Origin of the sequence: Altererythrobacter sp. MTPC7 (genome assembly GCF_042851395.1) — a bacterium.
Classification (GTDB): domain Bacteria; phylum Pseudomonadota; class Alphaproteobacteria; order Sphingomonadales; family Sphingomonadaceae; genus CAJXSN01.
In genome coordinates this window covers 161,889-186,802 of the sequence record NZ_BTGS01000002.1, presented here as the reverse complement: position 1 = coordinate 186,802, position 24,914 = coordinate 161,889, and the positions used below count along the sequence as shown (strand labels likewise).

General features: G+C 64.7%; 22 protein-coding genes. 13 read left to right on the top strand and 9 right to left on the bottom strand.

Annotated features, from left to right (window positions below):
* Window positions 1-100: 100 nt before the first annotated feature.
* From ACGHJ7_RS02700 to ACGHJ7_RS02670, 7 genes are all read right to left on the bottom strand, one after another.
* On the bottom strand, window positions 101-3,484 hold the full coding sequence (locus tag ACGHJ7_RS02700) for an autotransporter domain-containing protein (protein WP_390474428.1): 3,384 nt from the start codon (window positions 3,482-3,484) through the stop codon (window positions 101-103).
* Window positions 3,485-3,618: 134 nt separating this feature from the next.
* Window positions 3,619-4,296, bottom strand: a complete 678-nt coding sequence (locus ACGHJ7_RS02695; RefSeq protein WP_390474426.1) for a TIGR02281 family clan AA aspartic protease — start codon at window positions 4,294-4,296, stop codon at window positions 3,619-3,621.
* Between the two features lie 92 nt (window positions 4,297-4,388).
* Window positions 4,389-5,333 carry an NAD(P)/FAD-dependent oxidoreductase gene (locus ACGHJ7_RS02690; RefSeq protein WP_390474424.1) on the bottom strand — a complete coding sequence of 315 codons (945 nt, stop codon included), beginning with the start codon at window positions 5,331-5,333 and terminating at the stop codon, window positions 4,389-4,391.
* Window positions 5,333-6,319: an L-histidine N(alpha)-methyltransferase gene (gene egtD / locus ACGHJ7_RS02685; protein WP_390474422.1), complete on the bottom strand. Its 987-nt coding sequence runs from the start codon at window positions 6,317-6,319 to the stop codon at window positions 5,333-5,335. The genes ACGHJ7_RS02690 and egtD overlap by 1 nt, the downstream gene beginning before the upstream one ends.
* Window positions 6,319-7,605, bottom strand: coding sequence for an ergothioneine biosynthesis protein EgtB (gene egtB / locus ACGHJ7_RS02680; RefSeq protein ID WP_390474420.1), 1,287 nt, complete (start codon window positions 7,603-7,605; stop codon window positions 6,319-6,321). Before egtB ends, egtD begins: the two co-directional genes overlap by 1 nt.
* Before the next feature lie 173 nt (window positions 7,606-7,778).
* Complete coding sequence (locus ACGHJ7_RS02675; protein WP_390474418.1) at window positions 7,779-9,152, bottom strand: class II 3-deoxy-7-phosphoheptulonate synthase; 1,374 nt, start codon at window positions 9,150-9,152, stop codon at window positions 7,779-7,781.
* Window positions 9,153-9,277: 125 nt separating this feature from the next.
* The gene (locus ACGHJ7_RS02670; protein ID WP_390474416.1) at window positions 9,278-12,241 is read right to left on the bottom strand and encodes a M16 family metallopeptidase; all 2,964 of its coding nucleotides are present in this window, start codon (window positions 12,239-12,241) and stop codon (window positions 9,278-9,280) included.
* Between the two features lie 79 nt (window positions 12,242-12,320).
* Here ACGHJ7_RS02670 and ACGHJ7_RS02665 point away from each other — a divergent pair, with 79 nt between their 5' ends.
* From ACGHJ7_RS02665 to ACGHJ7_RS02610, 12 genes are all read left to right on the top strand, one after another.
* Window positions 12,321-12,902 carry a NifU family protein gene (locus ACGHJ7_RS02665; RefSeq protein WP_390474414.1) on the top strand — a complete coding sequence of 194 codons (582 nt, stop codon included), beginning with the start codon at window positions 12,321-12,323 and terminating at the stop codon, window positions 12,900-12,902.
* A gap of 29 nt (window positions 12,903-12,931) precedes the next feature.
* Window positions 12,932-13,552: a malonic semialdehyde reductase gene (locus ACGHJ7_RS02660; RefSeq protein WP_390474412.1), complete on the top strand. Its 621-nt coding sequence runs from the start codon at window positions 12,932-12,934 to the stop codon at window positions 13,550-13,552.
* Between the two features lie 90 nt (window positions 13,553-13,642).
* Window positions 13,643-14,293 carry a tRNA (adenosine(37)-N6)-threonylcarbamoyltransferase complex dimerization subunit type 1 TsaB gene (gene tsaB, locus ACGHJ7_RS02655; protein ID WP_390474410.1) on the top strand — a complete coding sequence of 217 codons (651 nt, stop codon included), beginning with the start codon at window positions 13,643-13,645 and terminating at the stop codon, window positions 14,291-14,293.
* Window positions 14,290-14,802, top strand: a complete 513-nt coding sequence (locus tag ACGHJ7_RS02650; protein WP_390474409.1) for a GNAT family N-acetyltransferase — start codon at window positions 14,290-14,292, stop codon at window positions 14,800-14,802. Before tsaB ends, ACGHJ7_RS02650 begins: the two co-directional genes overlap by 4 nt.
* Before the next feature lie 154 nt (window positions 14,803-14,956).
* Window positions 14,957-15,397, top strand: coding sequence for a MucR family transcriptional regulator (locus ACGHJ7_RS02645; protein ID WP_390474407.1), 441 nt, complete (start codon window positions 14,957-14,959; stop codon window positions 15,395-15,397).
* A 135-nt stretch (window positions 15,398-15,532) separates the two neighbouring features.
* Window positions 15,533-15,955, top strand: coding sequence for a Fur family transcriptional regulator (locus tag ACGHJ7_RS02640; protein ID WP_390474406.1), 423 nt, complete (start codon window positions 15,533-15,535; stop codon window positions 15,953-15,955).
* Entirely contained in the window at window positions 15,930-16,901 is a 972-nt protein-coding gene (locus ACGHJ7_RS02635; protein ID WP_390474404.1) for a lysophospholipid acyltransferase family protein, read from the top strand. Before ACGHJ7_RS02640 ends, ACGHJ7_RS02635 begins: the two co-directional genes overlap by 26 nt.
* 46 nt (window positions 16,902-16,947) lie before the next feature.
* Window positions 16,948-18,288, top strand: a complete 1,341-nt coding sequence (gene miaB / locus ACGHJ7_RS02630; RefSeq protein ID WP_390474402.1) for a tRNA (N6-isopentenyl adenosine(37)-C2)-methylthiotransferase MiaB — start codon at window positions 16,948-16,950, stop codon at window positions 18,286-18,288.
* Between the two features lie 149 nt (window positions 18,289-18,437).
* A complete protein-coding gene (locus ACGHJ7_RS02625; protein ID WP_390474401.1) occupies window positions 18,438-19,469 on the top strand; it encodes a PhoH family protein in 1,032 nt (343 codons plus the stop codon).
* On the top strand, window positions 19,470-19,967 hold the full coding sequence (gene ybeY / locus ACGHJ7_RS02620; RefSeq protein ID WP_390474399.1) for an rRNA maturation RNase YbeY: 498 nt from the start codon (window positions 19,470-19,472) through the stop codon (window positions 19,965-19,967).
* Window positions 19,968-19,978: 11 nt separating this feature from the next.
* Window positions 19,979-20,911 (top strand): hemolysin family protein, encoded by a 933-nt coding sequence (locus ACGHJ7_RS02615; protein ID WP_390474397.1) that lies wholly within the window; start codon window positions 19,979-19,981, stop codon window positions 20,909-20,911.
* Window positions 20,912-21,004: 93 nt separating this feature from the next.
* Window positions 21,005-21,889, top strand: coding sequence for a LysR substrate-binding domain-containing protein (locus ACGHJ7_RS02610; protein ID WP_390474395.1), 885 nt, complete (start codon window positions 21,005-21,007; stop codon window positions 21,887-21,889).
* Here the strand turns inward: ACGHJ7_RS02610 and ACGHJ7_RS02605 are convergent.
* Together ACGHJ7_RS02605 and ACGHJ7_RS02600 are read right to left on the bottom strand one after the other, a co-directional pair.
* Window positions 21,886-22,812: a hypothetical protein gene (locus tag ACGHJ7_RS02605; RefSeq protein ID WP_390474394.1), complete on the bottom strand. Its 927-nt coding sequence runs from the start codon at window positions 22,810-22,812 to the stop codon at window positions 21,886-21,888. The two genes, ACGHJ7_RS02610 and ACGHJ7_RS02605, sit on opposite strands and share 4 nt — an antisense overlap.
* Window positions 22,813-22,816: 4 nt before the next feature.
* On the bottom strand, window positions 22,817-23,278 hold the full coding sequence (locus ACGHJ7_RS02600) for a peptidylprolyl isomerase (protein WP_390474392.1): 462 nt from the start codon (window positions 23,276-23,278) through the stop codon (window positions 22,817-22,819).
* A gap of 135 nt (window positions 23,279-23,413) precedes the next feature.
* Between ACGHJ7_RS02600 and mgtE the strand changes: the two genes are divergently transcribed.
* The gene (gene mgtE / locus ACGHJ7_RS02595) at window positions 23,414-24,871 is read left to right on the top strand and encodes a magnesium transporter (RefSeq protein WP_390474390.1); all 1,458 of its coding nucleotides are present in this window, start codon (window positions 23,414-23,416) and stop codon (window positions 24,869-24,871) included.
* The last annotated feature ends 43 nt before the right edge of the window (window positions 24,872-24,914 follow it).

Sequence of the window (24,914 nt, the reverse complement as noted above, 5' to 3'; positions counted from 1 at the left end):
CGCTTGTAAAGCTGCAAAAAGGGCCGCGGATTTCTCCGCGGCCCTTTTTGTTTGGCTCCCGTTGCCGGCTGACCGGCGCCGAGGGAACGTCTGCTTTCGCTTAGAAGCGGACCGTCAGGTCGGCCATAGCGCGGTCGTCGCGGAAGTCTTCGCGGCCGATGGCGGTCTCGAAGCTGGCACCGAACTGGACCGTGCCGTTGGTCAGCTTCACGCCGCCGCGGACCTCGCCCCAGCTGGTGTCGCCGCCTGCGAACGGCAGGGCGATCGGCACGTCGCTGGCCCCGGCGAACCGGACCGTCATGCCGTCATTGCTGCCGCCCACCACGCGAACGTAGTCGGCCTGCACCTGCGGGACGATCGCCCACTTGCCGGCAACGCCCTGCTGGCCGGCCAGCTTGGCGCCGAAGCGCGCTTGCAGCTGCTCGGTCTTCAGGTCGTCGATCTGAAGGGCGGTCTCGCCACCGATCTCGTCGAAGCCGTCCAGATGCGTGCGCGACCAGGCCATCTGGGCCCGCGGCGTCAGCGTCAGGCCGCTGGAGATACCGACATTGACGCCGGCCTCTGCCATCGCGGTCATCTTGCTGACCTTGGAGGCGCCCAGCAGCTGGTAGCCATTGGTCCCGTCGAAGCCGGAACGCGTGGTCTCCAGCTCGGCGTTCTCCATCGTGCCGACAGCGCCCAGATAGGCCCCGCCGCCAAGATCGTAGGAGGCATAGCCCGCCACCTGGTTCAGCTCGCTATCGGCGAAGTCGCCGCCGATATTGCTGCGACCCGATGCGCGGCCGAAGGCCACGCCCATGGTCAGGTTCTTGGCCATCTCGTGCTCGATGCCCATGCCGAAATAGCTCGAACGCTGGCCGTCGGCTGCGGTGTCGTTGACGCCGAAGCTGTTGGCCGAGCTGATCACGCCGCCCGTCACGAAGCCGGTCACGCCTTCCGGAAGCGCCATCTGCGCCTCGCTGGTCGGGGCAAGCCCGGCAACACCCAGGCGGGTGCTGACAGCAGCGCTCTCGTACGAGCCGCCGATCGCGGCACGCGGCGCGCCCGTGATGCTGAGCGAGCCGCCGGCAGCGCCGCCCATCACCGACAGGCGATCGGTCACGCCGTTGAACAGCACACGGCTCTGACGCTCCCGAAGACCCGACGCCTCGCTGTTGAAGCTCGGTGCAAAGGACGAAAGCGTCGAGGCGAGCGTGTACGGGTCCATCACATCGACGTGGCCGAACAGGTTGTACAGGCTGTCATAGTGTCCGGCATCGCGTAAGTCGTCGAGGCCCTGCGCGAAGGAAGCCACGATATCGCGTTTGCCCTTCGACAGTCCTTTCGCACCCGTGAGGGAGTACTCGCTGAAGCGGCCTGCTTCGAGCGATATGACGATGTCATTGTCGTTATATGTCACATTTGAATTCAGATTGCCGAACAGGCTGACAGTGCTTCCGAATTCGCCCTCGACGCCGTTACCAGCCGTCAGGATTGTGAATTGCTGACCATCGCGCGGGGCGACGGAATTACCGCTTGTACGTAGGAAAAGCGCGCCACCTTCGGATTCCCCGTTGGAAAGCTGGGCCGTGCCTGTAACGGTAAGCAGGTCGTTGTCGCTGCGCCCCAGATCGATAGCGAGAACACTTCCCGATGTCAGGATCAGATCGCCGTCGAAGGTCAGCTCGCCGAATATCCGGTTCTTTGACCGGGTGAACACATTGGCGTCACCCGGAGAAACGAAGGCTGCACCGACCGTGGTAAAGTCCGCTTGGAACGTACCGCGACCTGTGACGACCCCCGCACCAAAGAAAACTTCCCCGGCAGAAACCAGACCATTAATATCGGTCTGCCCGCCGCGCTGAAAATAATCACCCAGCACATTCAGCGTTCCGCTTTCGCTAACCGCGAGGGTCGCCTGGCCTTCGAGATTGAACCAGTCAATGGTCTTCTCGGACGACAGTGTAATCGTGCCGGCTTCGCTCAGCGTTACTTCGTAATAGCGCGGCTTAACGTTGTTCCGGGGGTCCGAAATCTGGTTGTCTGGCACGAAATTCGTAGTGCCTGGCCCATTAGGAACATCGGCGTAATTCACTCCGTCCGCGACAATCACCGCTTCGTAATCGAATTCCTGACAATCTTCAAAGAAACAGACGTCGCCGAAGCCGGCAGCGCCGCCCGCGGTTTCCGTGCCCAAAGTAGACGGTACGCCGTTGACCAGCTCTCCATTTACTTCGACCTGATAGGCCGGATCGAGCTGCTGGACCCATGCGCTGGAATCATCCCAGTTGAAGTCTCCTTCGAATGCCGTGGCAAATACATAAGGATTGTTCTCGACGATCAGCTGCCAATATTCGAAAAGCGGCTGATAGAAGCTGACCGTACCAAAGCTGCTGAAAACTTGGGGCCCGAAAAAGCGCGAGCCGCCGGAAAGAACGCCGGCAATCACCGGAATTTCCCATTTCTGGTCGATAATCAGCGGGCCACCGGAGTCGCCGCCAGCTGTGGTCGATTCCAGCGGCAGGGCGACGTCATTTTCACCAAAGATCTTGAAATCGAACTCGCAACCAATGTCGTTGTTAGGCTCGCGGCACGTAAAGGCCGTCCAGTAGAGGGATGACGGGTTATCACCAAAAGGCTGACCGAACAGGAACCTGTTACGGTCATCGATCGAACCGAGCCAAGAAACGTAATTCTCGCCAGCGCGGCGGCGCCAGTCGATACCCTGCTGATCGCCTGTGGAGCCGTTACCCGAGCGGCCATAGCCAGTAACGACAGCGTGCTCCTGCTGATCCAGGGCGGTAAACAGAAGTGCCCACTTAGGAACATCGAATGCCGGAGTGTCCAGCGTGGCGATCGCAATATCTGCTTCAAGGAAGCCGATATTGTCGCCCTCGAGCGAGCGCGCATCGTACCAGACGTTCTCGACGTCATAGACCGCAAGCGATTCATCGGTGTTTAAACCATTGTTGAACCACGCCCGAAAGCCCGGAAGCGCATTGTCGCCAAACGAGAAGGCGATTGCCGTGCCGCCCGTGTCGGCTCCGTATTCTTCCTCCGGAACGTCGTTCACGCAGTGCGCGGCAAAGATCACCATGCGTGGATTGACCAGCGAACCGGAACAAACAAAGCCAGGATCGCGATACATCATGCCGACGCCGTTGACACCGGTAATATCCAGCACGCCATCTGGCGGCGGAAGGTTCGGATCCACGATACCTGGGACGACGACGCGGTAATCTTCAATCTGAAGATCGCCCGCCTGTGCGTTCATGTCAAAGCCGGTTGCGGTCATTGAAGTATTCACTACCGAAGCCCGTTCCGGCGCGACGCGGAACTGGTCTTCGTCCACTTCCTGCGCGACGGCGGGGGCCGTGGCGGAAATGGCCGCGAAGCTGGTGGCCAGTAGAAGGCTGCGGCGCAGCCCGTTGGCAGTCGTAATGAGATATTCCCCTATTTCTGAGGTGACTATGCCGCCGGGGCCCGGCGACTCGGCACCACCCAAGAAGGGAAACCTTACGATTTATTCATCTTTTGGAAAGCCCCTCAAAAAGCAACTTCCATAGACTAGAGTCCACTTTTGCCCATTTTGTGCACCGCAGCATGAACATTGCTTGTAATATTATTGCGCACCAGTGTTCATTCCGAAGCGCGGACCAGATCGTCCTGAGGATTGTTCGGCGTCAGGATCATGACGTTGTCCTCCACCCGCCAACCGGCCAGCCGGCTGAGCAGGTTCATGCCCAGCACGTTCGTCGTCCCCATGTTCGGCGCGATAACCGCATCGAGGCCGCGCGCGGCCACATTGCCGAAGCGCAGTTCACCAATCGACGTCATGGAAACCGTCATCGTGCCGTTGGCCGTCGTCATCTGGACCGGCAGGCGCTGGCGATTGGGCTCCAGACCGGCCGCGTCGGCCGTCGTTTGCGACACGGCAGTCAGCGTTGCGCCCGTATCGACCAGGAAATCCGCCGGCACGCCGTTGATTTCTGCCTGCAGCCAGAAATGTCCGTCCTGCGCGAGCGGTATCCGTGTTTCCTCACCCACGACCGTCTGCTCGGGCAGGCCCATGCCGGGCATGGCGACATCGAGCCGCGGATCCAGCCGGGCGATCTGCAGGACCACGGTGACAAGGACCCCGACCAGGACGATCGTGCTCGCACCCCGAACCAGGCCCGCCAGCGGGACGCCGCCGCGGCGCATCATGCTGCCGATCCAGCCGACCAGCATGGCACCGACGGCCAGCATCAGGAGCTGGGACTGGGGTATCGCGGCGATGCGTTCGGCGATGGCGGCAAAGAGGTTTTTCAGGTCCACGCCCCCTATATAGGGGCGCGCCTGTGGCATTGGTATGAACGGATTTTGCGGCAGTTCAGGTGCTGCTGCTCAGGCGGCCGCAATTGGCAAGATTAGGCCAAGATCGCCTTCGCCAGATGATCGCCCGATATCCACGCATTCTCCACGCGGGGGCCCGACAGCCAGTCGCCGCACACGCCGATGCCTTCCTCGCAGTCCCAAAGGCTCGCCTCTCCGGGTGCCGGATCGGTCATCGCGAAACGCCAGCGATGTGCCGCCAGATGATGAGGTGATCGCGGGGCGACACCTGTCTCCTCGAAGAAGGCGGAGAGGATAGCCTCACTCGCCTCTTCCCGCTCCATTTCAAGGTTTCGCGCGGACCAGCCGGGCGAAGCATGGATGACCCAGTGCTCCCCTTCGTCCCTGCCGGGCTTCGCCGAGTTGCGCGCAGCCCAGCGCACATCGTCTCCCTTGAAAACATCGCCGAGGGGCAACTCTTCACGGAAAGCCGCCATCACTGCCCAGCAGGGTTCCGAGGCGCTGTCCCGCGCCCTGGCTTCCCAGCCATCGCGATGTCCCGCAAGCAACTCCGCCGCCTGCTCGGCAGGCACGGCGATCACAATACGGGCGAAGCGATGCGCCTCGCCATCGATGCTGAGCTGCCAGCCGTCGTCCTCCCGGGCGATGTGTTCGACGCGGGTCGCCCAGCGGACGTCCTGCGTTTCTGCCATGTGCCGTATGGGCGCGTTCATGCCGGGCGTGCCGACCACCGCGTCGCCCCCGGCCGCCGGCCAGTCCGCGACCACGCCGGCATCGCGCCAATCCGCGACCGCCGCGGTGAAACCGGAATCCCTGACGGTAAAATACTGCGCCCCGTGATCGAAGCGGACGGTTTCGCCATCGATCTCGGCGCGCCGGGTCGCCATGCGTCCGCCCGGCCCGCGCCCCTTGTCGAACAGGACGGGCGACACCCCGCCCTCTTTCAACCGCACAGCGCAGGCGAGGCCTGCCATGCCTGCCCCGATAATCGCGATGTCGCCCACGGCATCCTCGCTCATCAGGGCGCGCTTCTCGGCACGGAGGCTTCGGCGAGGACGACGCTGAACTTTTCTCCCTCGTCGAGCCAGCGGCGAACCGGGGTCCAGCCTCCTGCCAGCAGGAGCGTGTTCGCGCTGCGACGCTTGAACTTGTGGCTGTTTTCCGTGTGGATGGTCTCGCCCGCCTTCATAGCGAAGCGTTCACCTGCGACGTCGAAGGTCATGTTCCGGTCCGCGACGAGATGCATCTCGATCCGGGCGAAGTCGTCGTTCCAGCGCGCCTCGTGGGAAAGATCCTCGACGGGGATCGTCCCGCCCAGTTCACGGTTGATGCGGCGCGCAAGGTTCAGGTTGAATTCGCCCGTGACCCCCTTCGCATCGTCATAGGCCGCCTCGAGAATTTCGGGGTCCTTCACCAGGTCCATTCCGATCAGCAGCAGGCTGCCCTGCCCCAGTGTCTCGCGCATCGTCCTGAGCAGGTCCACGGCGGTGCGTGGCACCATGTTGCCGATGGTCGAACCGGGAAAGAATCCCAGTTTCGGCATTCCGGCGACCTCTGCCGGCAATTCGACCCGGCGCATGAAGTCGGCTTCTACCGGATGGACCGGCAGGCCGGGGAATTTCGCGGCGAGGTCGGCGGCCGCAGCGCGCAGGAAATCGCCTGCAATGTCGAGCGGGACATAGGCTGCCGGATCGATCGCGCCCAGCAGCAGGGGCGTCTTTACCGAGGAGCCGCTGCCGAATTCGACCACGGCCCGGCCCGGCCCCACTTCGGCGGCAAATTCGTCGCCCCGGGCTTCCAGGATCTCGCGTTCGCACCGGGTCGGGTAATATTCCTCGACCTGGGTGATATCCTCGAACAATTGCGATCCGGCATCGTCGTACAGCCAGCGCGCCGGGATCGCTTTCTGATCCTGCCGCAGCCCTTCCAGGACGTCGGCGCGAAAAGCGCGGTCGATGCCGTCGTCGTCGCGGTCGACGAGTTTCAGCCCGTGATTGTCGGCCATCAGATATCCTTTGCCAGCCGCAGGCCGGTGAATTGCCAGCGCTGGTGGGGGTAGAAGAAATTGCGGTAGGACGCGCGGCTGTGACCGCGCACGGTGGCACAGCTTGCGCCCTTGAGGACGAACTGCCCGCTCATGAACTTGCCGTTATATTCCCCGACCGCGCCCTTCGCGGGCTGGAAACGCGGATAGGGAAGATAGGCACTGCCCGTGAACTGCCAGCAATCGCCGAACAGGGCATCGGTGCCGAGGGGGGTGACAGGACCCGCATGATCCAGCTGGTTGCCGCCTGCCGGATCATGCGCCGGAGCGGTGTCCGCATGCTGGCCGCGGGCGATGGCTTCCCATTCGAATTCCGTCGGCAGGCGCGCGCCGGCCCATGTGGCAAAGGCATCGGCCTCGAAATAAGAGATATGCGTCACTGGCGCATCGGGATCGCGCGCCTGCCAGCCCTGCAGCGTAAAATGCTCGTCTTCGCGCCAGTAATCGGGGGATGCGACATCGTTGCCGTTCACCCACGCCCAGCCATCCGACAGCCACAGCGCGGGATTGGTATAGCCGCCATCGGCGACGAATTCTTCCCACTCTCCGTTCGTGACCAGCGTGTCTGCCAGCGCGAAGGGTTCGAGCAGTGTGCGATGGCGCGGTCCCTCGCAGTCGAAAGCGAAGCCTGCCTCTGTATCGCCCGTGTCGTGACCGATCAGCGCGATGCCGCCGGGATGCTTCCACCAGCCGCGCTTCCCAAGCGTGCCTTCCCGCGCGGATGGCGCGCCGTCCCACATGGCGGCGCCCAAGGGATTGCGCGACAGGGCATGCTTGATATCGGTCAGCAGCAATTCCTGGTGCTGCTGCTCGTGCGCGAAGCCCAGTTCGATCAGCGGCCGCAATTCCTCGCGGTCGAGCAGGGGCTGCATCGCCTCGTCGACATGGGCGCGCCAGTCCAGGATCTGCGCCACGGTCGGGCGCGACAGCAGACCGCGGGAGAAACGCGCGATCCGTTCCCCTTCCGCCTCGTAATAGGAATTGAAGACGAAGGGCCAGTCCTCGTCGTAAAGCGTGTAGCCTTCGAGATTGTCGCGCAGGAGGAACGTTTCCCAGAACCACGTGACATGGGCGAGATGCCATTTCGCGGGCGAGGCGTCTTCCATCGACTGGATGGTCGCATCGCTTTCCGAGAGCGGCGCGGCCAGAGCCTCCGTCAGGCTGCGGGTCGCGGCAAATTGCTCCGCCAGTCCGGCCCCCACCTCGTGGAAGGGGCGCGCGGCGGCGGCACTGTGGGGCGCATTCACTGTCTGGGTCTCCCACGGCGACCGGTCCAGACATTACCATGAACGTCTCCCGGCCCCATTAAAAGGGCCGAAAGACGGTAAAGTGCCCGCTTTGCTTCGGAAATTTTCCCTCCGATGAATCCGGAGGCGATCGCGATTGCCCGAAGATCAGGCCCGGAGGTCAGGCCCATGGATCACGCGGCGTCAGCCTGTTCCTCGGCCGCTGCCAGCTTCATCATGTCGGCAATCGTGAAGGCCAGTTCGATCGACTGCGCGGCGTTGAGGCGCGGATCGCAATGCGTGTGATAGCGATCGTTCAGGCCTTCATCGGTAATCGCCACGGCGCCGCCGACGCATTCGGTCACGTCCTGCCCGGTCATTTCCAGGTGGATGCCGCCGGCATGCGTGCCCTCGGCGCGGTGGACGGCGAAGAAGCCGCGCACTTCGGCAAGGATGCGGTCGAAGGGCCGCGTCTTGTAGCCGCTATCCGCCTTGACGACATTGCCGTGCATCGGGTCGCAGCTCCAGACGACCGGATGGCCCTCGCGCTGAACCGCACGGACGAGGCGCGGCAGACCCGCTTCCACCTTGTCGTGACCGAAGCGGCTGATCAGCGTGATGCGCCCGGCCTTGCGGCCAGGATTCAGCGTATCGAGCAGGTGGATGAGATCGTCCGGCTCGAGGCTCGGCCCGCATTTCATGCCCAGCGGATTGCCGATGCCGCGCGCAAATTCGATATGCGCGCTACCGTCGAACCGCGTGCGGTCGCCGATCCACAGCATGTGCGCGCTGGTGTCGAACCAGTCGCCGGTCAGCGAATCCTGCCGGGCCATCGCCTGCTCGTAAGGCAGCAGCAGCGCCTCGTGGCTGGTGTAGAAGCTGGTCCCCTGAAGCTGCGGCACGGTCGCCGGATCGACGCCGCACGCCTCCATGAAATCGAGCGCTTCCGATATCCGGTCGGCGGTCTCGGCGAAGCGGTCGGCCCACGGGGAGCGGCCCATGAAGTCGAGCGTCCACTGGTGGACCTGCCGCAGATTGGCATATCCCCCGCCCGCGAAAGCGCGCAGCAGGTTCAGCGTCGCCGCGGCCTGCGAATAGGCGCGAACCATTCGCTGTGGATCGTTGCGGCGCTTCGCGGCATCGAACTCGATCCCGTTGACGTTGTCGCCGAAATAGCTCGGCAGGGTGACGCCGTCCTTGGTCTCCGTATCGGAGCTGCGCGGCTTGGCGAACTGGCCGGCCATGCGCCCGACCTTCACCACCGGCAGCTTCCCGGCAAAGGTGAGCACCACCGCCATCTGCAGGATGACGCGGAAGGTGTCGCGGATGTTGTTCGGGTGGAACTCGGCAAAGCTTTCCGCGCAATCGCCGCCCTGCAGCAGGAACGCCTGCCCGCTCGCGACTTCCGCCAGATCGGCCTTCAGCGCGCGCGCTTCCCCGGCAAAGACCAGCGGCGGATAGGACGCCAGCGTCGCCTCTGCATCGGCGAGGGCGCTTGCATCTTCATACTTGGGAAGATGCCGCGCCTCGTGCGATTTCCAGCTGTCGGGTGTCCAGTTCTGCGCCATGGCTGATCGTTCTCGGTTACAATAAATCGGACGCAGCAATACCGCCGCGCGCCGTGGATAGGCAAGGGAAGGAAAGGTTTAGCGCCGCCTTGCCAGCCTTCGGACGGGCAAGGCGGCGGTTCGTCCTATCGACCTGCAGCGGCGGCGGTCGGCTCGGCAGCACCCCGGTTGCCGGGCGCACGCGCCAGTTCCTGCCCTTCGGGAATGGCAGCAACGCGGTATCCCTCGCGCCCGCCGAAATACTTTGCGGCCAGTGCCTGCATCCGTTCCGGCGTGGTCTGCGAATAATCGCTCAGCAGGCTGCGCACCAGCTGGACGCGCCGTTCGTCGCGGGTCGAGCCTTCCAGCTGATAAAGCCAGAAGGTGTTCCCAGTGCTCGCCCGCATGATCGTCTGCCGCAGGGGTTCGGTCACACGCGCCAGTTCCTCCGCGCTCGGCGGATTGGCGGTGAGGTCGGCGGCGATGGCATCGGCGGCGGTGAAGAAGGCAGGCACGTCTTCCGGCTTCAGCTGGGCGACGGCCAGGATGTTGCCGCCCGTTTCCATGTCGACCGGCCAGGATGAGCGGACTTGCGGGGCGTAGCTGGCCCCGGCCCGTTCGCGCATGGCGTCCATCAGCCGGTTGTTGAAGACCGACGTCAGGATTTCGAGCTGCCGCGATTCCCGCAGGTCCGCGACACCGCCGCCGCTGGGCCATGCAATGACTGCGGCGGCCTGGTTCGCATCGCCGCGATGTTCCAGGATGGTCGTTTCGCCAGCATCGGGGAAGGTCGATCCGCGGTTCGCGATTTCCGCCGGGATGGGCGTGCGTTCCGGCAGCGCGCCGAATGTCCGGGTCAAAGCGTCGATCGTCGCTTCCCGGTCGAATTCGCCGAAGATCAGGACTTCGACCGGACCTTGCGCCAGAAGCGGCTCCCATACCTCGCGGAAACCTTCGGGCGTCGCCTGGGCCAGGGCCTCCGGCGTCGGCGTAGCGAAGCGCGGATCGCGGTCGCGCAGCAGGAATTCCAGGTCGCGGCCCAGCAATCCGCCCGGGCTCGTCGCGAAGGTATCGTAGGCGAGGCGCGATGCGGCCCGCGCGCGAATCACAGGATTGGCATCCCAGCGCGGATCGCCCAGCTTCGCGGCGAACAGGTATAGCTGGTCGGCCAGATCCTCCGCCCGCGTCTGCGCGGTAAAGGAGAACACCGCATCCTCGATATCGAAGTCGAAGCCCAGCTTGCGGCCCGTGGCAAGCCGGTCGAGCTCTTCCTCGCCGACCTCTCCGAAACCGCTGCCGACAAGCGCCATCCGGCCGAGCCCGACATAGGCGGCGTCCTCCGGTTCGAAAGCGCGGTACCCGGCGCCGAAACGGACCTTCGCCGTCACGCGGCCGGGTTCCGCATCATTGGGCCACAGGAGCGCGGTGACGCCGTTCGCCAGTTCGACCCGCTCGATCTCGAACAGGCCGACAGGAGTGTTCGATACCATGCTGCCCGGCGTGCCGAGGGCCGGAAGCTCGTCGAACGTGATGGCGTTTTCCGCCAGCCGCGCGCTGCCATCGGCGGTCACATCCTGCCGCAGGGCGGTCTGCACCGCGGCGCGGTCGACCTCGCCGGTGGCGGGGGTCGTGTAGACCGACCGCACGACATCGCCTTGGAACAGGGCGCGGGTCCGCTGCAGGATGGCATCCGGCGTCACGCGGGGGCGCATGTCGCGGAAAACCTTGAGAACCGTCTCGGGCGAGGCCGTCGTCTCGCGGATGTCCACCGCCTGCACGATATTGTCCGCCAGGCGCGCGCCGGGGGCCACGTCACGCTCCGCCACCAGGGCGGCGAAATTGACGTCGAACTCGGCATATTCGCGGGCGATCTCCTCCTCGCTCGGCGGGGTGGCGGCGGCGTCCGCGATCACGGAGCGAACGTCGGCCAGCGCGGTCTGCCAGTCATCGGTCAGCGGTGCGAAGGTCACGAAGGTCGCGTCGGAGGACCGGTTGACGTCGTCCTGCTGGACCTGCGCGTAGAGGTAGGACCCCCCGGCCCGCGCCCGCGCTTCCAGGCGCCGGTTGATCAGCGCCTGTGCCAGCGCATCCATCAGCAGGCCTTCATTGTAGACGATGGTATCCTGCACCGGACGCCAGGGCCGCATGATGCCGTAGGTGAAACTGCGCGGGAGGTCGGGCTCGACCAGCACCGTGGTCTCGCCCACTGCGGGTGAGCCCGTCGCGCCCTCCGGCGCAACCGGATCGCCGAAATTGGGCGCCGCTTCGGGCTGCCCCTCCACGTTCCAGTCACCGAAATATTTCTCGACCAGACCCGCCAGAACGCGGGGGTCGGCATCGCCCGCGACCGAGATGACGACATTTTCGGGCCGGTACCAGCGGCGATGGAATGCCTGCACCGCGGCCGGGGTAGCGCCGGTCAGCGTTTCCTCGGTCCCGATCGGCGATCGCGTGGCTAGGCGCTGTCCGGCGAAGAACGTCTCCCTCGTCGCGTCGCCCACGCGCTGGGCCGCGCCGCCGCGTTCCCGCTTTTCCGCCAGGACGATAGGCACCTCTGCCCCGAGCTGGCGGCTTTCAAGCACCGGCTCGCGGACCATGCCGCTCAACAGGCGGAAACTCTCGTCCAGCTTTTCGGGCGTCGCGCCGGGCAGGTCCAGCTTGTACACGGTATGCGTCGGGCTGGTCTCGGCATTGGTATCGCTGCCGAACGTCGCGCCCATGGCCTGCCAGCGGGGTATCGCCTCGGCAAAACCAAGATACTTGCTCTCGCGGAACAGCAGGTGTTCCAGCAGGTGGGCATAGCCCTGTTCGCTGTCGCGTTCGTGGAGAGAGCCTGCATCGATGCGGATGCGGATGCTGACCTGTTCGGGCGGCACGCCGTTGCGGCGCACGGCATAGCGCAGGCCGTTATCCATCGCACCGAACGTCCATTCGCGGTCGACCGGTATGTTGCTGCCTTCGTACAGCCACGGAACTTCGCCTTCGCCCTGGACCGCCTGCGGCTGCGGCACGTCGATGGCCGGGCCATCCTGCGCCCCGATGGGAACGGCGAGCAGTGTCAGGGGAAGGAGGAACGCGAGGGGCCGTGCGGCGCGCGAAATTACAGTCATGGGCCGCATATAGGCAGCAAACGCGTGAAGCACGAGTGAATAGCTTGCCCCGCCCCTGCCCGCTTCTTACATCCGGGGCATGTTTATCGAGACCGAAACGACGCCCAACCCCGCCACGCTGAAATTCCTGCCGCAGCAGCAGGTCATGGATTCCGGCACAAGGGAATTTACCTCGCCCGAGGCGGCCGCCGCCAGCCCGCTGGCCCAGGCCATCTTCGACACGGGCGATGTCACCAACGTCATGTTCGGGGGCGATTTCGTCTCTGTCTCGGCCGCGCCCGGGGTCAACTGGAGCGACCTGAAACCGCAGGTCGTGGCCATCCTGCTCGACCATTTCGTGAGCCAGGCCCCGCTCTTCATGCCCGGATCCGCAGGCGGCATCTCCGTACCGCCCGAAGAAGACGCGATGGTGGTGGAGGAAGACCCCGCCAATGCGGATATCGTCGCCCAGATCCACGAATTGCTCGATACCCGCGTGCGGCCCGCCGTGGCCGGCGATGGCGGGGATATCGCCTATCGCGGATACAAGGACGGGATCGTCTATCTGGGCATGCAGGGCGCGTGCGCCGGGTGCCCCAGTTCGACCGCCACGCTGAAGCATGGAATCGAACGCCTGATGAAACATTACGTCCCGGAGGTCGTTGAAGTCCGCGCAGCCTGATTTTCCATTCCAGACACAGCGGGACATTCATGACCAAGCAGTTTCACGGCCACACCCTTTCCGCCGACGCCCTCGACCAGATCTTTCGCGAAGCTCGGACCTATAATGGCTGGCTCGACAAGGAAGTGACGAAGGCGCAGATCGAGACGATCTACGAACTTGCGAAGATGGGACCGACCTCTGCCAACATGCAGCCGGGCCGCTTCGTGTGGGTCCGCAGCCAGGAAGAGAAGGATACGCTCGCCGGATTCGCCTCGGAAGGAAATGCCGACAAGATCAAGGCCGCGCCGGTCACGGTCATCATCGGCTACGATGTAGATTTCCACGAGGAACTGCCGTGGCTGTTCCCGCATGCCGATGCGAAAAGCTGGTTCGAAGGCGACGAGGACGGACGCCGCGAAGGCGCGGCGCGCAATTCCGCCCTGCAAGGTGCGTATATGCTGATCGCGGCCCGCTCCCTCGGCCTCGACTGCGGCCCGATGTCGGGCGTCGATCTGGACAAGGTGACACAGCATTATTTCGCCGGGCAGGAAGAAGACGGCCCGCGCGTGAAGGCGGACTGGATCATGTCGATCGGCTATGGCGACAAGACCACGATTTTCGACCGCAGCCCGCGCCCGGATTTCGACAAGTTCAACCGGATCGTCTGACGGCCGCCGGCGTGCCAGGTGCCTCCAGCGTCACTCCTCCATTCCCTGCCCCCTTGATGAACCGCGACCGGTGGGGCATCGGCGCTGGCCATGACAGCTAAGATGCGGACACTGGCGATCGAATGCGCGAGCGAGGCTTGCTCCGTCGCCCTGTTCGAAGGCGAGCGGATGGCGCTGGTCGATCACCGGCACGAAGTGCTGGGCCGCGGTCATGCCGAACGCCTGGTGCCGATGATCGCGGAGCTGCCGGAGCGGGGGCGCGCCGACCGCATCTGCGTTTCGCTGGGACCGGGCAGTTTCACCGGCATCCGGATCGGGATTGCCGCCGCAAGGGCGCTCGGCATCGCCTGGGGCGCACAGGTTCTCGGTTACCCGACCCTCGCCCTGGTTGCGGCGCGTAGCTGGCAACCGAAGCTGAGGCCCGTCAGCGTCTGCATGGAAGGCGGCCATTCGCAATGGTTCGTCCAGAATTTCGACGAGCAGCGCCGCGCCGAGGACGAGGTCCGTTCCCTGCCCCATGAAGAAGCCGCCGCCGCCTGTCGCCATGCAGTCATCGTCGGCAATCGCGCTTCGGAGGCAGCAGGCATCCTGCCCGGCGAGCGCCTGTCCATCGACCTCGGCCCCGACGCACGGCATTTCCCCCTGCTCGCTGCCCATCACCTGACCGACACGGTATCGGCCATCTATGGCCGCGCCGCCGATGCGAAGCCTGCGCGAAAAGTCGCCGCACCACCGGCATGAACGATCTTTCCGGCCAGGACCCAGACGGACCCTTGCAGGAAGCGGCGGGCGAACCGCTCGACCCGCTGGCGGCCATCATGCTGGTGATGGAGGCGAGCTTCGACCCGCGTTGGGGCGAGGCATGGAACGAGCGGCAGGTCGCGTCCTCGCTCGCCATGCCCTCCACGCGGTACGTGCTGGTTGCCGCCGACGGGTCCGAACCGCAAAGCCCGCAGGAAACCGCCGGTTTCGCCATGACGCGCGCTGCGCCGGGCGAGGAAGAGCTGCTGCTGATCGCCGTCCGGCCGGAGCATCGCCGGTCGGGCCTCGGCGCGCACCTGCTCGACATCCTGTCAGGCAGTGCGCGCGAACGGGGCGTAGAACGCATCTTCCTTGAAATGCGCGAAAACAATCCGGCGGTCAGCCTGTATGACGCGGCAGGATTTGCCCCGATCGGCCGGCGAAAGGCCTATTACAAGCTGTCCGACGGCAGCCGTCTGGATGCGATTACTTTCGCCCGCACACTTTAGCTTCATCCTTTGAAGACTAATTATATCGGACGGCCGTCCAGTTCTTAACGGCCTGCCCATTGCAAGATGACGTTTTGTGCTACATGGGCTACAGGCAGGATGGACGGGAATATCCGGCATCCCAATAAAATATCGATCGCAAAGGATAACTCTCATGGAGACAATAGAACTCGATATGTCGGAGACGCTGATTACGCTGACGTCCGACATCGTCGCTGCCCATGTCAGCAACAACAACGTGGAAGTGGACGACGTACCGGCCCTGATCACGAAAGTGCACGCCGCGCTCGCTGGTCTCGGCAATGGCGCGCAGGTGGAAGAGGAAACGCCCGAACCGGCGGTTTCCATCCGTGCATCGGTGAAGCCGGACTACATCGTCTGCCTCGAAGACGGCAAGAAGCTGAAGATGCTGAAGCGCTATCTTCGCACCAATTACGACATGTCTCCGGAAGAATACCGCGCACGCTGGAACCTGCCGAGCGACTATCCCATGGTCGCGCCGAACTACGCGGAAAAACGCCGCGAACTGGCGAAGAAGATCGGTCTGGGCCGCAAGCCGGGCCAGAAGCGCGGTCGCAAGAAGAAAGTCGACTGATCCGGTGCCGCATGGCGGGGATGACAGCCCCGGCCTTGCGACATAAGGTTGAGACAGGCGCTCTGCCCCGTTAAGGGGTCAGGGCGCCTTTTTCATCCGGGCGCCGTCTGCCGGTCCGATCCAGGGAGCCCTTACTTGCCCGACGCAATCGATCTCGAACAGCTTTGCGCCGACAAGGGTCTGCGCATCACGGAACAGCGCCGGGTCATCGCCCGCGTCCTGTCCGACAGCGACGACCACCCCGATGTCGAACTGCTCCACAGCCGGGCCAGCGCCATCGATCCCAAGATCAGCATCGCGACCGTCTATCGCACCGTCCGCCTGTTCGAAGAGGCGGGCATCCTCGACCGCCACGATTTCGGCGACGGGCGCGCGCGCTATGAACCCGCACCCGAGGCGCATCACGATCACCTGATCGATGTGGAAAGCGGCAAGGTCGTCGAATTCGTCGATCCCGAGCTGGAGGCCCTGCAGAAGCAGATTGCCGAGAAGCTGGGCTATCGTCTCGTCGATCACCGTATGGAGCTTTACGGTGTCCGCCTCGAACGGGACGACTGACATCGACGGGCAGAAGGCGGTCACCGGCCCGCGCCCGAGACGCCGGCACGATCCGCTGCGCAACGAATGGCGTCACCGCGCCGCCGCGGCAAAGGGCGTGCCGACGCCGCTCAATTTCATGGAATGGGTGCGCTTCTCCATACGGACCGCGCTGATCGGGCTGGCGCTGCTGGTCTTCGTGCCGCTGCACTACCTTTACCGCGTCTTCGCCTATGGCTCGCCCTTCCCGATGTGGTTCCTGGGGCTGACCGCACGGATTTCGGGCGCGAAGGTGAGGGTCCACGGCACGCCGCTGAGGCGCGACGTCTTCTTCATCGCCAACCACGTCTCGTGGCTCGACATCCTGTCGCTGGCAGGCGCGAGCGGGACCGCCTTCGTCGCCAAGGCCGAACTGGCCGAAGCGCCGCTCGTTGGCTGGCTGTGCCGGATGAACCGGACCGTCTTCGTGAAGCGCGAGAACAGGCTGGGCGTCGCGGAGCAGATCAATGCCCTGCGAGAGGCGCTGATGGACAATTGGTCCGTCACCGTCTTCCCCGAAGGCACGACGACCGACGGCCATTCGCTGCTGCCGTTCAAGTCCAGCATGCTGAGCGTGCTGGAGCCGCCGCCGCCCGGCGTCCTCGTCCAGCCGGTCGTCATCGATTACGGGCCTCAGGCGGAATGGCTGGGATGGATCGACAACGAAAGCGGCGTCAACAATTTCAAGCGCGTGCTCAGCCGCCGCGGCACATTCGACCTGCACCTGCATTATCTCGATCCGTTCAGCCCCGAGGAGTATCGCGGGCGCAAGGCCATCGCCGCCAAGGCGCGCGAGGAAATCGAGGCGAAGCTGACCGAGTGCCTCGGCCACGAGGTGCGCCCGTTCAAGTTCAACGTCGAACCCATCCGCTACAGCGCGCCGGAACTGGCCGCCGATGTTCCTGCCGAAGAGCCGCCTGCCCCTTAGCTGCGGATTGAAGAGGCCGCCCTATTCGACTAAGGGCGGCAGTCTCATGAAACCGACCGATCAACCGCGGACCTACAGGGTCAAGAGCTTCGGCTGCCAGATGAACGTCTATGACGGCGAACGTATGGGCGAGCTGCTGGCCGAAAAAGGCATCACCCCTGCGCCGGAGGGCGAGGATGCGGACCTGGTGGTGCTCAACACCTGTCACATCCGCGAGCGTGCGGCGGAAAAGATCTATTCCGACATCGGCCGCCTGACCAAGGGCAAGACGCAGGAGAAGGCGCCGATGATCGCGGTCGCAGGCTGCGTCGCGCAGGCAGAGGGCGAGGAGATCATGAAGCGCGCGCCTGCCGTGTCGATGGTGGTCGGCCCGCAGGCCTATCATCGGCTGCCGGAAATGCTCGACAGGGCCGTGGCGGGCGAACGGGCGACCGATACCGACATGCCGCCCATCGCCAAGTTCGATGCCCTGCCCCGCCGCCGCAAGAGCGCGCCGACCGCGTTCCTGACCGTGCAGGAGGGTTGCGACAAGTTCTGCACCTATTGCGTCGTGCCCTACACCCGCGGAATGGAAATCTCCCGCCCCTATGGTGACCTGGTCCGCGAAGCTCAGGGACTGGTGGAAGCCGGGGCGAAGGAAATCACCCTGCTGGGCCAGAATGTCAGCGCGTGGAGCGGCGAGGACGAGGCCGGCCGCAAGGTCGGTCTTGCCGGCCTGATCCGCGCCCTCGACCGCGTCGATGGATTGAAGCGCATCCGCTACACCACCAGCCATCCGGCGGACATGGACGACGACCTGATTGCCGCGCACGGCGAAGTCGGCAAGCTGATGCCCTATCTCCACTTGCCGGTGCAATCGGGCAATGACCGCGTGCTGAAGGCGATGAACCGCAGCCACACGGCGGAAAGCTATGTCCGGCTGCTGGAACGCTTTCGCGCTGCCCGGCCCGATCTTGCCATCAGCGGCGACTTCATCGTCGGCTTCCCCGGCGAGACCGAGGCCGAGTTCGAGGACACACTGCGGATCGTCGATGAAGTGCGCTATGCCCACGCCTTCAGCTTCAAGTATTCGCCCCGCCCCGGCACGCCTGCCGCGACCATGGACGGACAGGTTCCGATGGAAGTCATGGACGACCGGCTGCAACGCCTGCAGGCCGCCATCGGCCGCCACCAGCTCGCCTTCAACGAAGCCAGCGTCGGCAAGACGTGCGACGTCCTGATCGAACGCAAGGGCCGCCTGCCCGGCCAGTGGCTGGGCAAGACGCCGTGGCTGCAAAGCGCCTGGTTCGAAGGCGATTATTCGCTCGGCGATGTGGTCGGGGTGGAACTGGTGCAGGCCAATCCCAATTCGCTGGCTGCGCGGCCGCGCGAACCTGTCGCCGCCTGACGGCGCGCGGCGGCCATCGGGCCGTCCCGCGCCGCCTATAGTGACAGCCAGGTTACTTTCCCCAGCCACCTGCATCGATGCCGCTTGTCAGCCGCCCGTAAGCGCCTACATTTAAGGTCCTGACACGAAAGGACCGCGCCAAGCCGCATATGGGCCGTAAACCGACATCCGCCGCCGATCCGGTGATTTCACCCGATCCCGTCCCCAGCCGCGAAATTCGCCGTGCCCGCACGGAAATGTCGTTCGACAACCAGTCGCTTCTCGGCCCCCTGTTCGGACAATTTGATGCCAATCTGGTGCAGGTCGAGAATCGCCTCGGCGTGTTCATTGCCGCGCGCGGGGGCAAGGTCGAGATCGAGGGACCCGAAGATGCCGTCGCCCGTGCGCGCGACGTCATGCAGAGCATGTATGACCGGCTGGCCCGTGGACAGGATCTGGATGGTGGCGCGATCGAGGCCCTGATTGCCATGTCGAACGAACCGACGCTGGAAGGGATCATCTCGGGCAAGCAGGACAGCGCCCCGATCATGATCCGCACGCGCCGGAAAACCATCGTTCCGCGCAGTGCGAAACAGATCGAATACATGCGCAGCCTGTCGCGCGACGACATCATCTTTGCGCTGGGCCCGGCGGGTACGGGCAAGACCTATCTCGCCGTGGCGCAGGCGGTCAGCCAACTCATCACCGGCAGCGTCCAGCGCCTGATCCTGTCCCGTCCGGCGGTTGAGGCCGGGGAAAAGCTCGGCTTCCTGCCCGGCGACATGAAGGACAAGGTCGATCCCTATCTGCGCCCGCTCTACGATGCGCTGTTCGACTGCATGCCGCCCGAACAGGTGGAACGCCGCATCGCCAGCGGAGAAATCGAGATCGCCCCCATCGCCTTCATGCGCGGGCGCACGCTGGCCGATGCCTTCGTCATCCTGGACGAGGCGCAGAACACGACGAAGGAACAGATGAAGATGTTCCTCACCCGCTTCGGCCAGAACAGCCGCATGGTGGTGTGCGGCGACCCCAAGCAGGTCGATATCCCCGGCGGCGACCGGATGAGCGGACTTGCCGACGCAGTCGACAAGCTGGAAGGCATAGAAGGCTTCGGAACCGTCCGGTTCAGCGCCGCCGATGTCGTGCGGCACCCGATCGTGGGCCGCATTGTCGAGGCTTATGAAGGGCCGATCGAGTAAGTGGACCTCGATATCGATGTAGAAGACTGGCCGTCCGGGACCGACTGGACCGCCTTGTGCGAACGGGCCGCAGGCGCCGCGATCTCAGTCGAACCGGCGCTGGGCCATGACCGGTTGACGGCCAGCATCCTGTTCACCTCGAACGAGGAGGTCCACACCCTCAACCGCGAATGGCGCGGGCGGGACAAGCCGACCAACGTCCTTTCCTTCCCGATGCTGGAGCGTGAAAGCTTCCTCGGGCTGGAAGACGACGGACCGCCGGAAATGCTGGGCGATATCGCCCTGGCGTTGGAAGTCTGCGCGAAAGAAGCGGGCGACAAGTCCATCGCCCTGGCCGACCATGCCGCCCACCTTCTCATCCACGGGCTGCTCCATCTTACCGGCCACGACCATGTCGACAGCGACGCGCAGGCAGAGGCAATGGAAAAACTGGAAATCGAAGCGCTTGCGTTAATGGGTATCGCGGACCCATATGGGGACCGCAACTTTGAGGAGTGACCAAGAGGGCCATGCCCGACACAGACAGCGATAGAAGCTCCGGCGCGGGAGAAGCCGAGAGTAGCGGCGGGCTGCTGCCCGCAATGCGGCGCTTGCTGCGCCTCGATACAGGGGAGCGTTCGCTCCGCGAGCAGCTGGAAGAAACCATCGACCAGCACGAGGGCGAGAGCGAGGCCGACGAGGAAGAGCCGTCGAATGGCGACCTGTCCGGTGTCGAGCGGCAGATGCTGCGCAACCTCCTCCATTTCAGCGAACACGATGCCGACGACGTGGCCGTGCCGCGCGGAGAGATCATCGCCGTCGAGGCCACCGCGCCGTGGGAAAAGCTGATCGGCATATTCTCCGAACACGGCCACTCGCGACTGCCCGTCTATCGCGACCAGCTGGACGACGTGATCGGCATGATCCACATCAAGGACGTCTTCCCCTACCTCGCCACCGGCAAGGTCCCGCCGGACGACTGGACCGTCCTGATGCGGCAACCGCTCTACGTACCGCAGGCGCGCGGCGCGCTGGACGTGCTGGCCGACATGCGCGCCCGCCGGATGCACCTTGCCATCGTGGTCGACGAGTTTTCCGGCACGGACGGCATCATCACCATCGAGGACCTGGTCGAGGAAATTGTCGGCGAGATCGAGGACGAGCATGACGAGGCGCCGGTGCAATGGGTCGTGCCCATCGGCGACGGCATGTGGGACTGCGATGCCCGCGCAGAGCTGGAAGACGTCGCCCGCGACCTCGATCCGCGCCTCGCCGATGTCGAGGAAGCGGTAGACACGCTGGGCGGCCTGACCTTCATCCTGGCCGAGCAGGTTCCCCCCGTCGGCACGGTGGTGGAGCATTCCAGCGGCTGGAAGATCGAGGTGCTGGCAGGCGACGAGACCCACGTCACCCGGGTCCGCCTGCACCAGCCGGAACAGGCCGAGGAAGACGAGGAAAGCTAGGCCCCGGGCGTCTTCGCATCGCCGTTTTGCGATGTTCGCAAAATCCGCCCGAATACGCCTCGACAACCGCGGGCCTTGCCCTAGATTGCGCCCATGCCCCTCCGCCGATTACCGCCCCTGCGCGCTCTGGAAGCTTTCATGCGCACTGTCCGCCTCGGTTCTGCACGCGCGGCATCGGAGGAGCTCGGGCTCAGCCCCAGCGCGCTCAGCCGCCGGATCGCCAGCCTGGAAGAATTCGTCGGCAAGAAACTGTTCACCCGCGCCCGGCAGTCGATGCAGCTGACCGATGAAGGCCACGCCTTCTACGAAGCGGTCGCGCCGCAATTCGAAGCGCTCGCCCGCGCGGTGGAGAGCCAGTCCGACAATATGTCGCTGCTGCGCCTGCGGCTTGGCGTCCTGCCCCTGTTCGGCAGCCAGCGCCTGTTCCCGCATTTGGGCGAACTGCGCCGCCTCCATCCGCTGCTGCATATCGACATCGATACCGGCGCCCATCTGGAAGCGCGCGTCGGCGATACGCTGGATGCCGCGATCATCCTGTCGGAAGGTCCGGAACGGGGGCTTCACGCAATCAGGCTGGACGAGAACAAGGTTCACGCCATCACCAGCCGCGAACTTGCCGCCTCCATCAGCGACAAGCCGATCGAGGCCGAACTGGCGAAGCAGACTTTCCTGATCCACAACGAGCTGCCCGAGAGCTTCACCGCGTGGAAAGAGGAAATCGGCCTGCGCGACCTGGAGCCTGTCGCCATCGACCATTACGATTCAGGCCAGCTGATGCTGGAAGCGGCGGCGCAGGGCCTGGGCATCGCGATCATGCATGACGACCATCGCCGCAGGGCCGCCGACCCGCGATTGACGGACCTGTTCGATGTCGATGTGGACAGCCCCTACAGCTACTGGTTCGTCTGCAAGCCCACGGCGCTGGAGGAAAGGCCCGTGCGCCTGTTCCACGACTGGCTGGCAAAGGCCGGGCTCTAGGCCTCTTCTTCGTCCTTCGGCGCGTGCGGGCAGAGTGCCGGTTCGGCATCGGGCCCCGGATGCCGCTTGTCCGCCTCGCCGCATTCGATTTCCGGTTTCGCGATGCCGTTCGGTGCCAGCACTTCGAACGCGGCGTCGTCGGCATAGGCCGCGATCCATGTCAGGCAGTCGGCCAGCCGCCGGATCGAGTGTTTCTCGCCCGCACTATCCGATGGATTGCAATTGATGACGATGGCTTCCGATGCTGGCGGGGCCTTGTATCGCCGCAGGACGCGCAGGAACTCGCCGCGTTCCGTGATCGCGAGCCGGTCCATGTCGCCGCGGCCGGGATCACCGCTGAAGAAAGGCGAGGTGTTGAACACGAAGGCGCGAACGCCGGGATTGTCGATGGAGATCTGCGTCGCCAGTGCCCCGCCCAGCGAATGGCCGGTCGTCTCGATCGGGATGTCGGTATAGCCTTCCGCGTCCAGCGCCGCCCGCTCCGCCGCGTAGACCGCGCGTGCCTGGTCGCGCTGCGCATCGCCGAGCGAACCCGACACGATGTCGGACGTAGAGCCGAACTCCGTCCCCCGAAACGCGATCACGCGCGCCTTCAGGATGCGGCGCGTGCCCTCGACCGCGTGGCGGTCGAACACGGAATAGGCGAACCCGCTATCGTCATTCCCGGTCTGCTCCCGCTCGAGGAATGCGTAAGGCAGGTCGGTATAGGTATCCTCGTCCGCATAGGCGTTGGAACTCAGCATGGCGTAGGGATACGCCTCTACCGCCGCTTCGCGCACGAAATCGCACCAGCCACCCGGCTCGGTCCGGCACGGGCTGCGGGACTGGGTCAGGTCGGGATAGGCCGTGATGCATCCCGCCAGCAGCGGCAGCACGGCAAGGACGGGCGCGCGGCGAATCAGTGCAGCACGCGCCCGGCCCATCGGATCAGCTGACGGTCGCTTTGACGATCTTGCCCGGGTTCGCCGGCGGCTCGCCCTTGGGCAGCGCGTCGACATGGTCCATGCCTTCGGTCACCTGGCCCCAGACGGTGTACTGGCCGTCGAGGAACTCGGTATCGCCGAAGCAGATGAAGAACTGGCTGTTGGCGCTGTCCGGCATCTGCGAACGGGCCATGGAGCAGGTGCCGCGCACATGCGGTTCGGAATTGAATTCCGCTTTCAGGTCGGGCTTCTCGCTGCCGCCCATGCCGGTGCCGGTCGGATCGCCGCCCTGTGCCATGAAACCGTCGATCACGCGGTGGAAGATCACGCCGTCATAGAACCCCTCGCTTGCCAACGCGGCGATACGCTCGACATGGTTCGGTGCGAGATCGGGGCGCAGTTTGATCACGACGTCGCCGCCATTGCCGTCGCCGGTGTCGAGAGTGAAGGTCAGTGTATCGGCCATTGAATTGGTCTCCTTTGATGCAATCTTGCCGCGGCCTTAGCGACCCGTGCCGCGCGCCGCTACCCCGGCGAGCATGATGGCATGCCAGCATTCCCCGCGCTTGCTTTTGTGCGCCCGCTGCCTAGAGCGAGGCGCATGACCTCGCCCGAGCCTCTCGACTACGACACCAATGTGGCCGACCTCGATCTCGAGGACGCGGAGAGCCGGGGCCGCCCGGACGATCGGATCGACGACGAGCGTCACGACGAGGAAAACCGGCTGAAGCCGGCCTATGTCCGCGCGGTCGAGGATGCGCTGGATGCGGGCGACAAGCAGGCGGTCTACGACCTTGTCGAACCGCTGCATCCGGCCGACGTGGCCGACCTCCTGGAACTGTTCGACCGCGACGAACGTGCGCAGCTGGCAGTGGCCATCAGCGACCTGATGACCAGCGATGTCGTGGCCGAACTCAACGACTTCGTGCGCGAAGACATGATGGAGGCGATGCCCGCCGACGCGGTCGCGCTGATTGCCGAACAGCTGGACACAGACGACGCCGTCCAGCTGATCGAGGACCTCGACGAGCCGGACCAGGCCGCCATCCTGGCGGAAATGGATGCGGGCGACCGCGCCGTCATCGAAAACGCCCTGTCCTACCCGGAAGAAACCGCCGGGCGCCTCATGCAGCGCGAATTCGTGGCGGTGCCCGAACATCTGAAGGTCGGCGACCTCATCGACATGCTGCGGGCGGAAAACGACCTGCCGACGGAATTCTTCGAAATCTTCGTGGTCGATGCCGCGCATCACCCGGTCGGCACGTGCAACCTGTCGTGGATCCTGCGCGCGCCCCGCACTGTCGCGCTGACCGATGTGATGAAGCGCGACCAGACCCTGATCCCGGTATCGATGGACCAGGAAGAAGTCGCGCTGATGTTCCAGAAATACGCGCTGATCTCCGCTGCCGTGGTGGACGAGAACGAGCGCCTGGTCGGCCAGATGACGGTCGACGACGTGGTCCACATCATCGCCGAGGAAGCGGGCGAGGACGCGCTGCTGATGTCGGGCGCAGGCGAAGGCGACATCAACGAACCGCTGCGCGACGCCTATCGCAGCCGCGTGCGCTGGCTGATCGCCAATCTGGGCACCGCGCTGGTCGCTTCGCTGATCATCGCCGCCTTCGGCGCCGCGATCGAGAAGCTGGTCGCGCTTGCCGTGCTGATGCCGATCGTCGCCAGCATCGGCGGAAACGCCGGCACGCAGACGATGGCCGTGACGGTGCGCGCCATCGCGATGAACCAGCTGACGCAGGCAAACACGAAGCGCATATTATGGCGCGAAATGCGCGTTGCGATGATGAACGGTGCGACCATCGCCGTCCTGATCGGGCTGGCGACCTGGGTGATTTTCAGCCCCATGCTGGGCGGCGTCATCGCGGCGGCCATGATCATCAACGTCGTGGTGGCGGGACTGGCGGGCGTGCTGGTGCCGGTGATCTTCGACCGGCTGGATACCGACCCGGCGCTTGCCAGCAGCGTATTCGTGACGATGATCACGGACTCCATGGGCTTCTTCGCGTTTCTTGGCCTCGCGGTGCTGTCCGGACTGGCTGCCTGACGGGACCAGCGCCTTGAGGTCGGGGAGGGACGCCCTATCTTGG

What these genes read in the sequence shown, in the direction of transcription:
- ACGHJ7_RS02690 (WP_390474424.1), bottom strand. Translation starts at nt 5,333, where the DNA reads ATGAGCGAGGATGCCGTGGGCGACATCGCGATTATCGGGGCAGGCATG.
- egtD (WP_390474422.1), bottom strand. Translation starts at nt 6,319, where the DNA reads ATGGCCGACAATCACGGGCTGAAACTCGTCGACCGCGACGACGACGGC.
- ACGHJ7_RS02675 (WP_390474418.1), bottom strand. Translation starts at nt 9,152, where the DNA reads ATGGCGCAGAACTGGACACCCGACAGCTGGAAATCGCACGAGGCGCGG.
- ACGHJ7_RS02670 (WP_390474416.1), bottom strand. Translation starts at nt 12,241, where the DNA reads ATGACTGTAATTTCGCGCGCCGCACGGCCCCTCGCGTTCCTCCTTCCC.
- ACGHJ7_RS02665 (WP_390474414.1), top strand. Translation starts at nt 12,321, where the DNA reads ATGTTTATCGAGACCGAAACGACGCCCAACCCCGCCACGCTGAAATTC.
- ACGHJ7_RS02660 (WP_390474412.1), top strand. Translation starts at nt 12,932, where the DNA reads ATGACCAAGCAGTTTCACGGCCACACCCTTTCCGCCGACGCCCTCGAC.
- tsaB (WP_390474410.1), top strand. Translation starts at nt 13,643, where the DNA reads ATGACAGCTAAGATGCGGACACTGGCGATCGAATGCGCGAGCGAGGCT.
- ACGHJ7_RS02650 (WP_390474409.1), top strand. Translation starts at nt 14,290, where the DNA reads ATGAACGATCTTTCCGGCCAGGACCCAGACGGACCCTTGCAGGAAGCG.
- ACGHJ7_RS02645 (WP_390474407.1), top strand. Translation starts at nt 14,957, where the DNA reads ATGGAGACAATAGAACTCGATATGTCGGAGACGCTGATTACGCTGACG.
- miaB (WP_390474402.1), top strand. Translation starts at nt 16,948, where the DNA reads ATGAAACCGACCGATCAACCGCGGACCTACAGGGTCAAGAGCTTCGGC.
- ACGHJ7_RS02625 (WP_390474401.1), top strand. Translation starts at nt 18,438, where the DNA reads ATGGGCCGTAAACCGACATCCGCCGCCGATCCGGTGATTTCACCCGAT.
- ACGHJ7_RS02615 (WP_390474397.1), top strand. Translation starts at nt 19,979, where the DNA reads ATGCCCGACACAGACAGCGATAGAAGCTCCGGCGCGGGAGAAGCCGAG.
- ACGHJ7_RS02610 (WP_390474395.1), top strand. Translation starts at nt 21,005, where the DNA reads ATGCCCCTCCGCCGATTACCGCCCCTGCGCGCTCTGGAAGCTTTCATG.
- ACGHJ7_RS02605 (WP_390474394.1), bottom strand. Translation starts at nt 22,812, where the DNA reads ATGGGCCGGGCGCGTGCTGCACTGATTCGCCGCGCGCCCGTCCTTGCC.
- ACGHJ7_RS02600 (WP_390474392.1), bottom strand. Translation starts at nt 23,278, where the DNA reads ATGGCCGATACACTGACCTTCACTCTCGACACCGGCGACGGCAATGGC.
- mgtE (WP_390474390.1), top strand. Translation starts at nt 23,414, where the DNA reads ATGACCTCGCCCGAGCCTCTCGACTACGACACCAATGTGGCCGACCTC.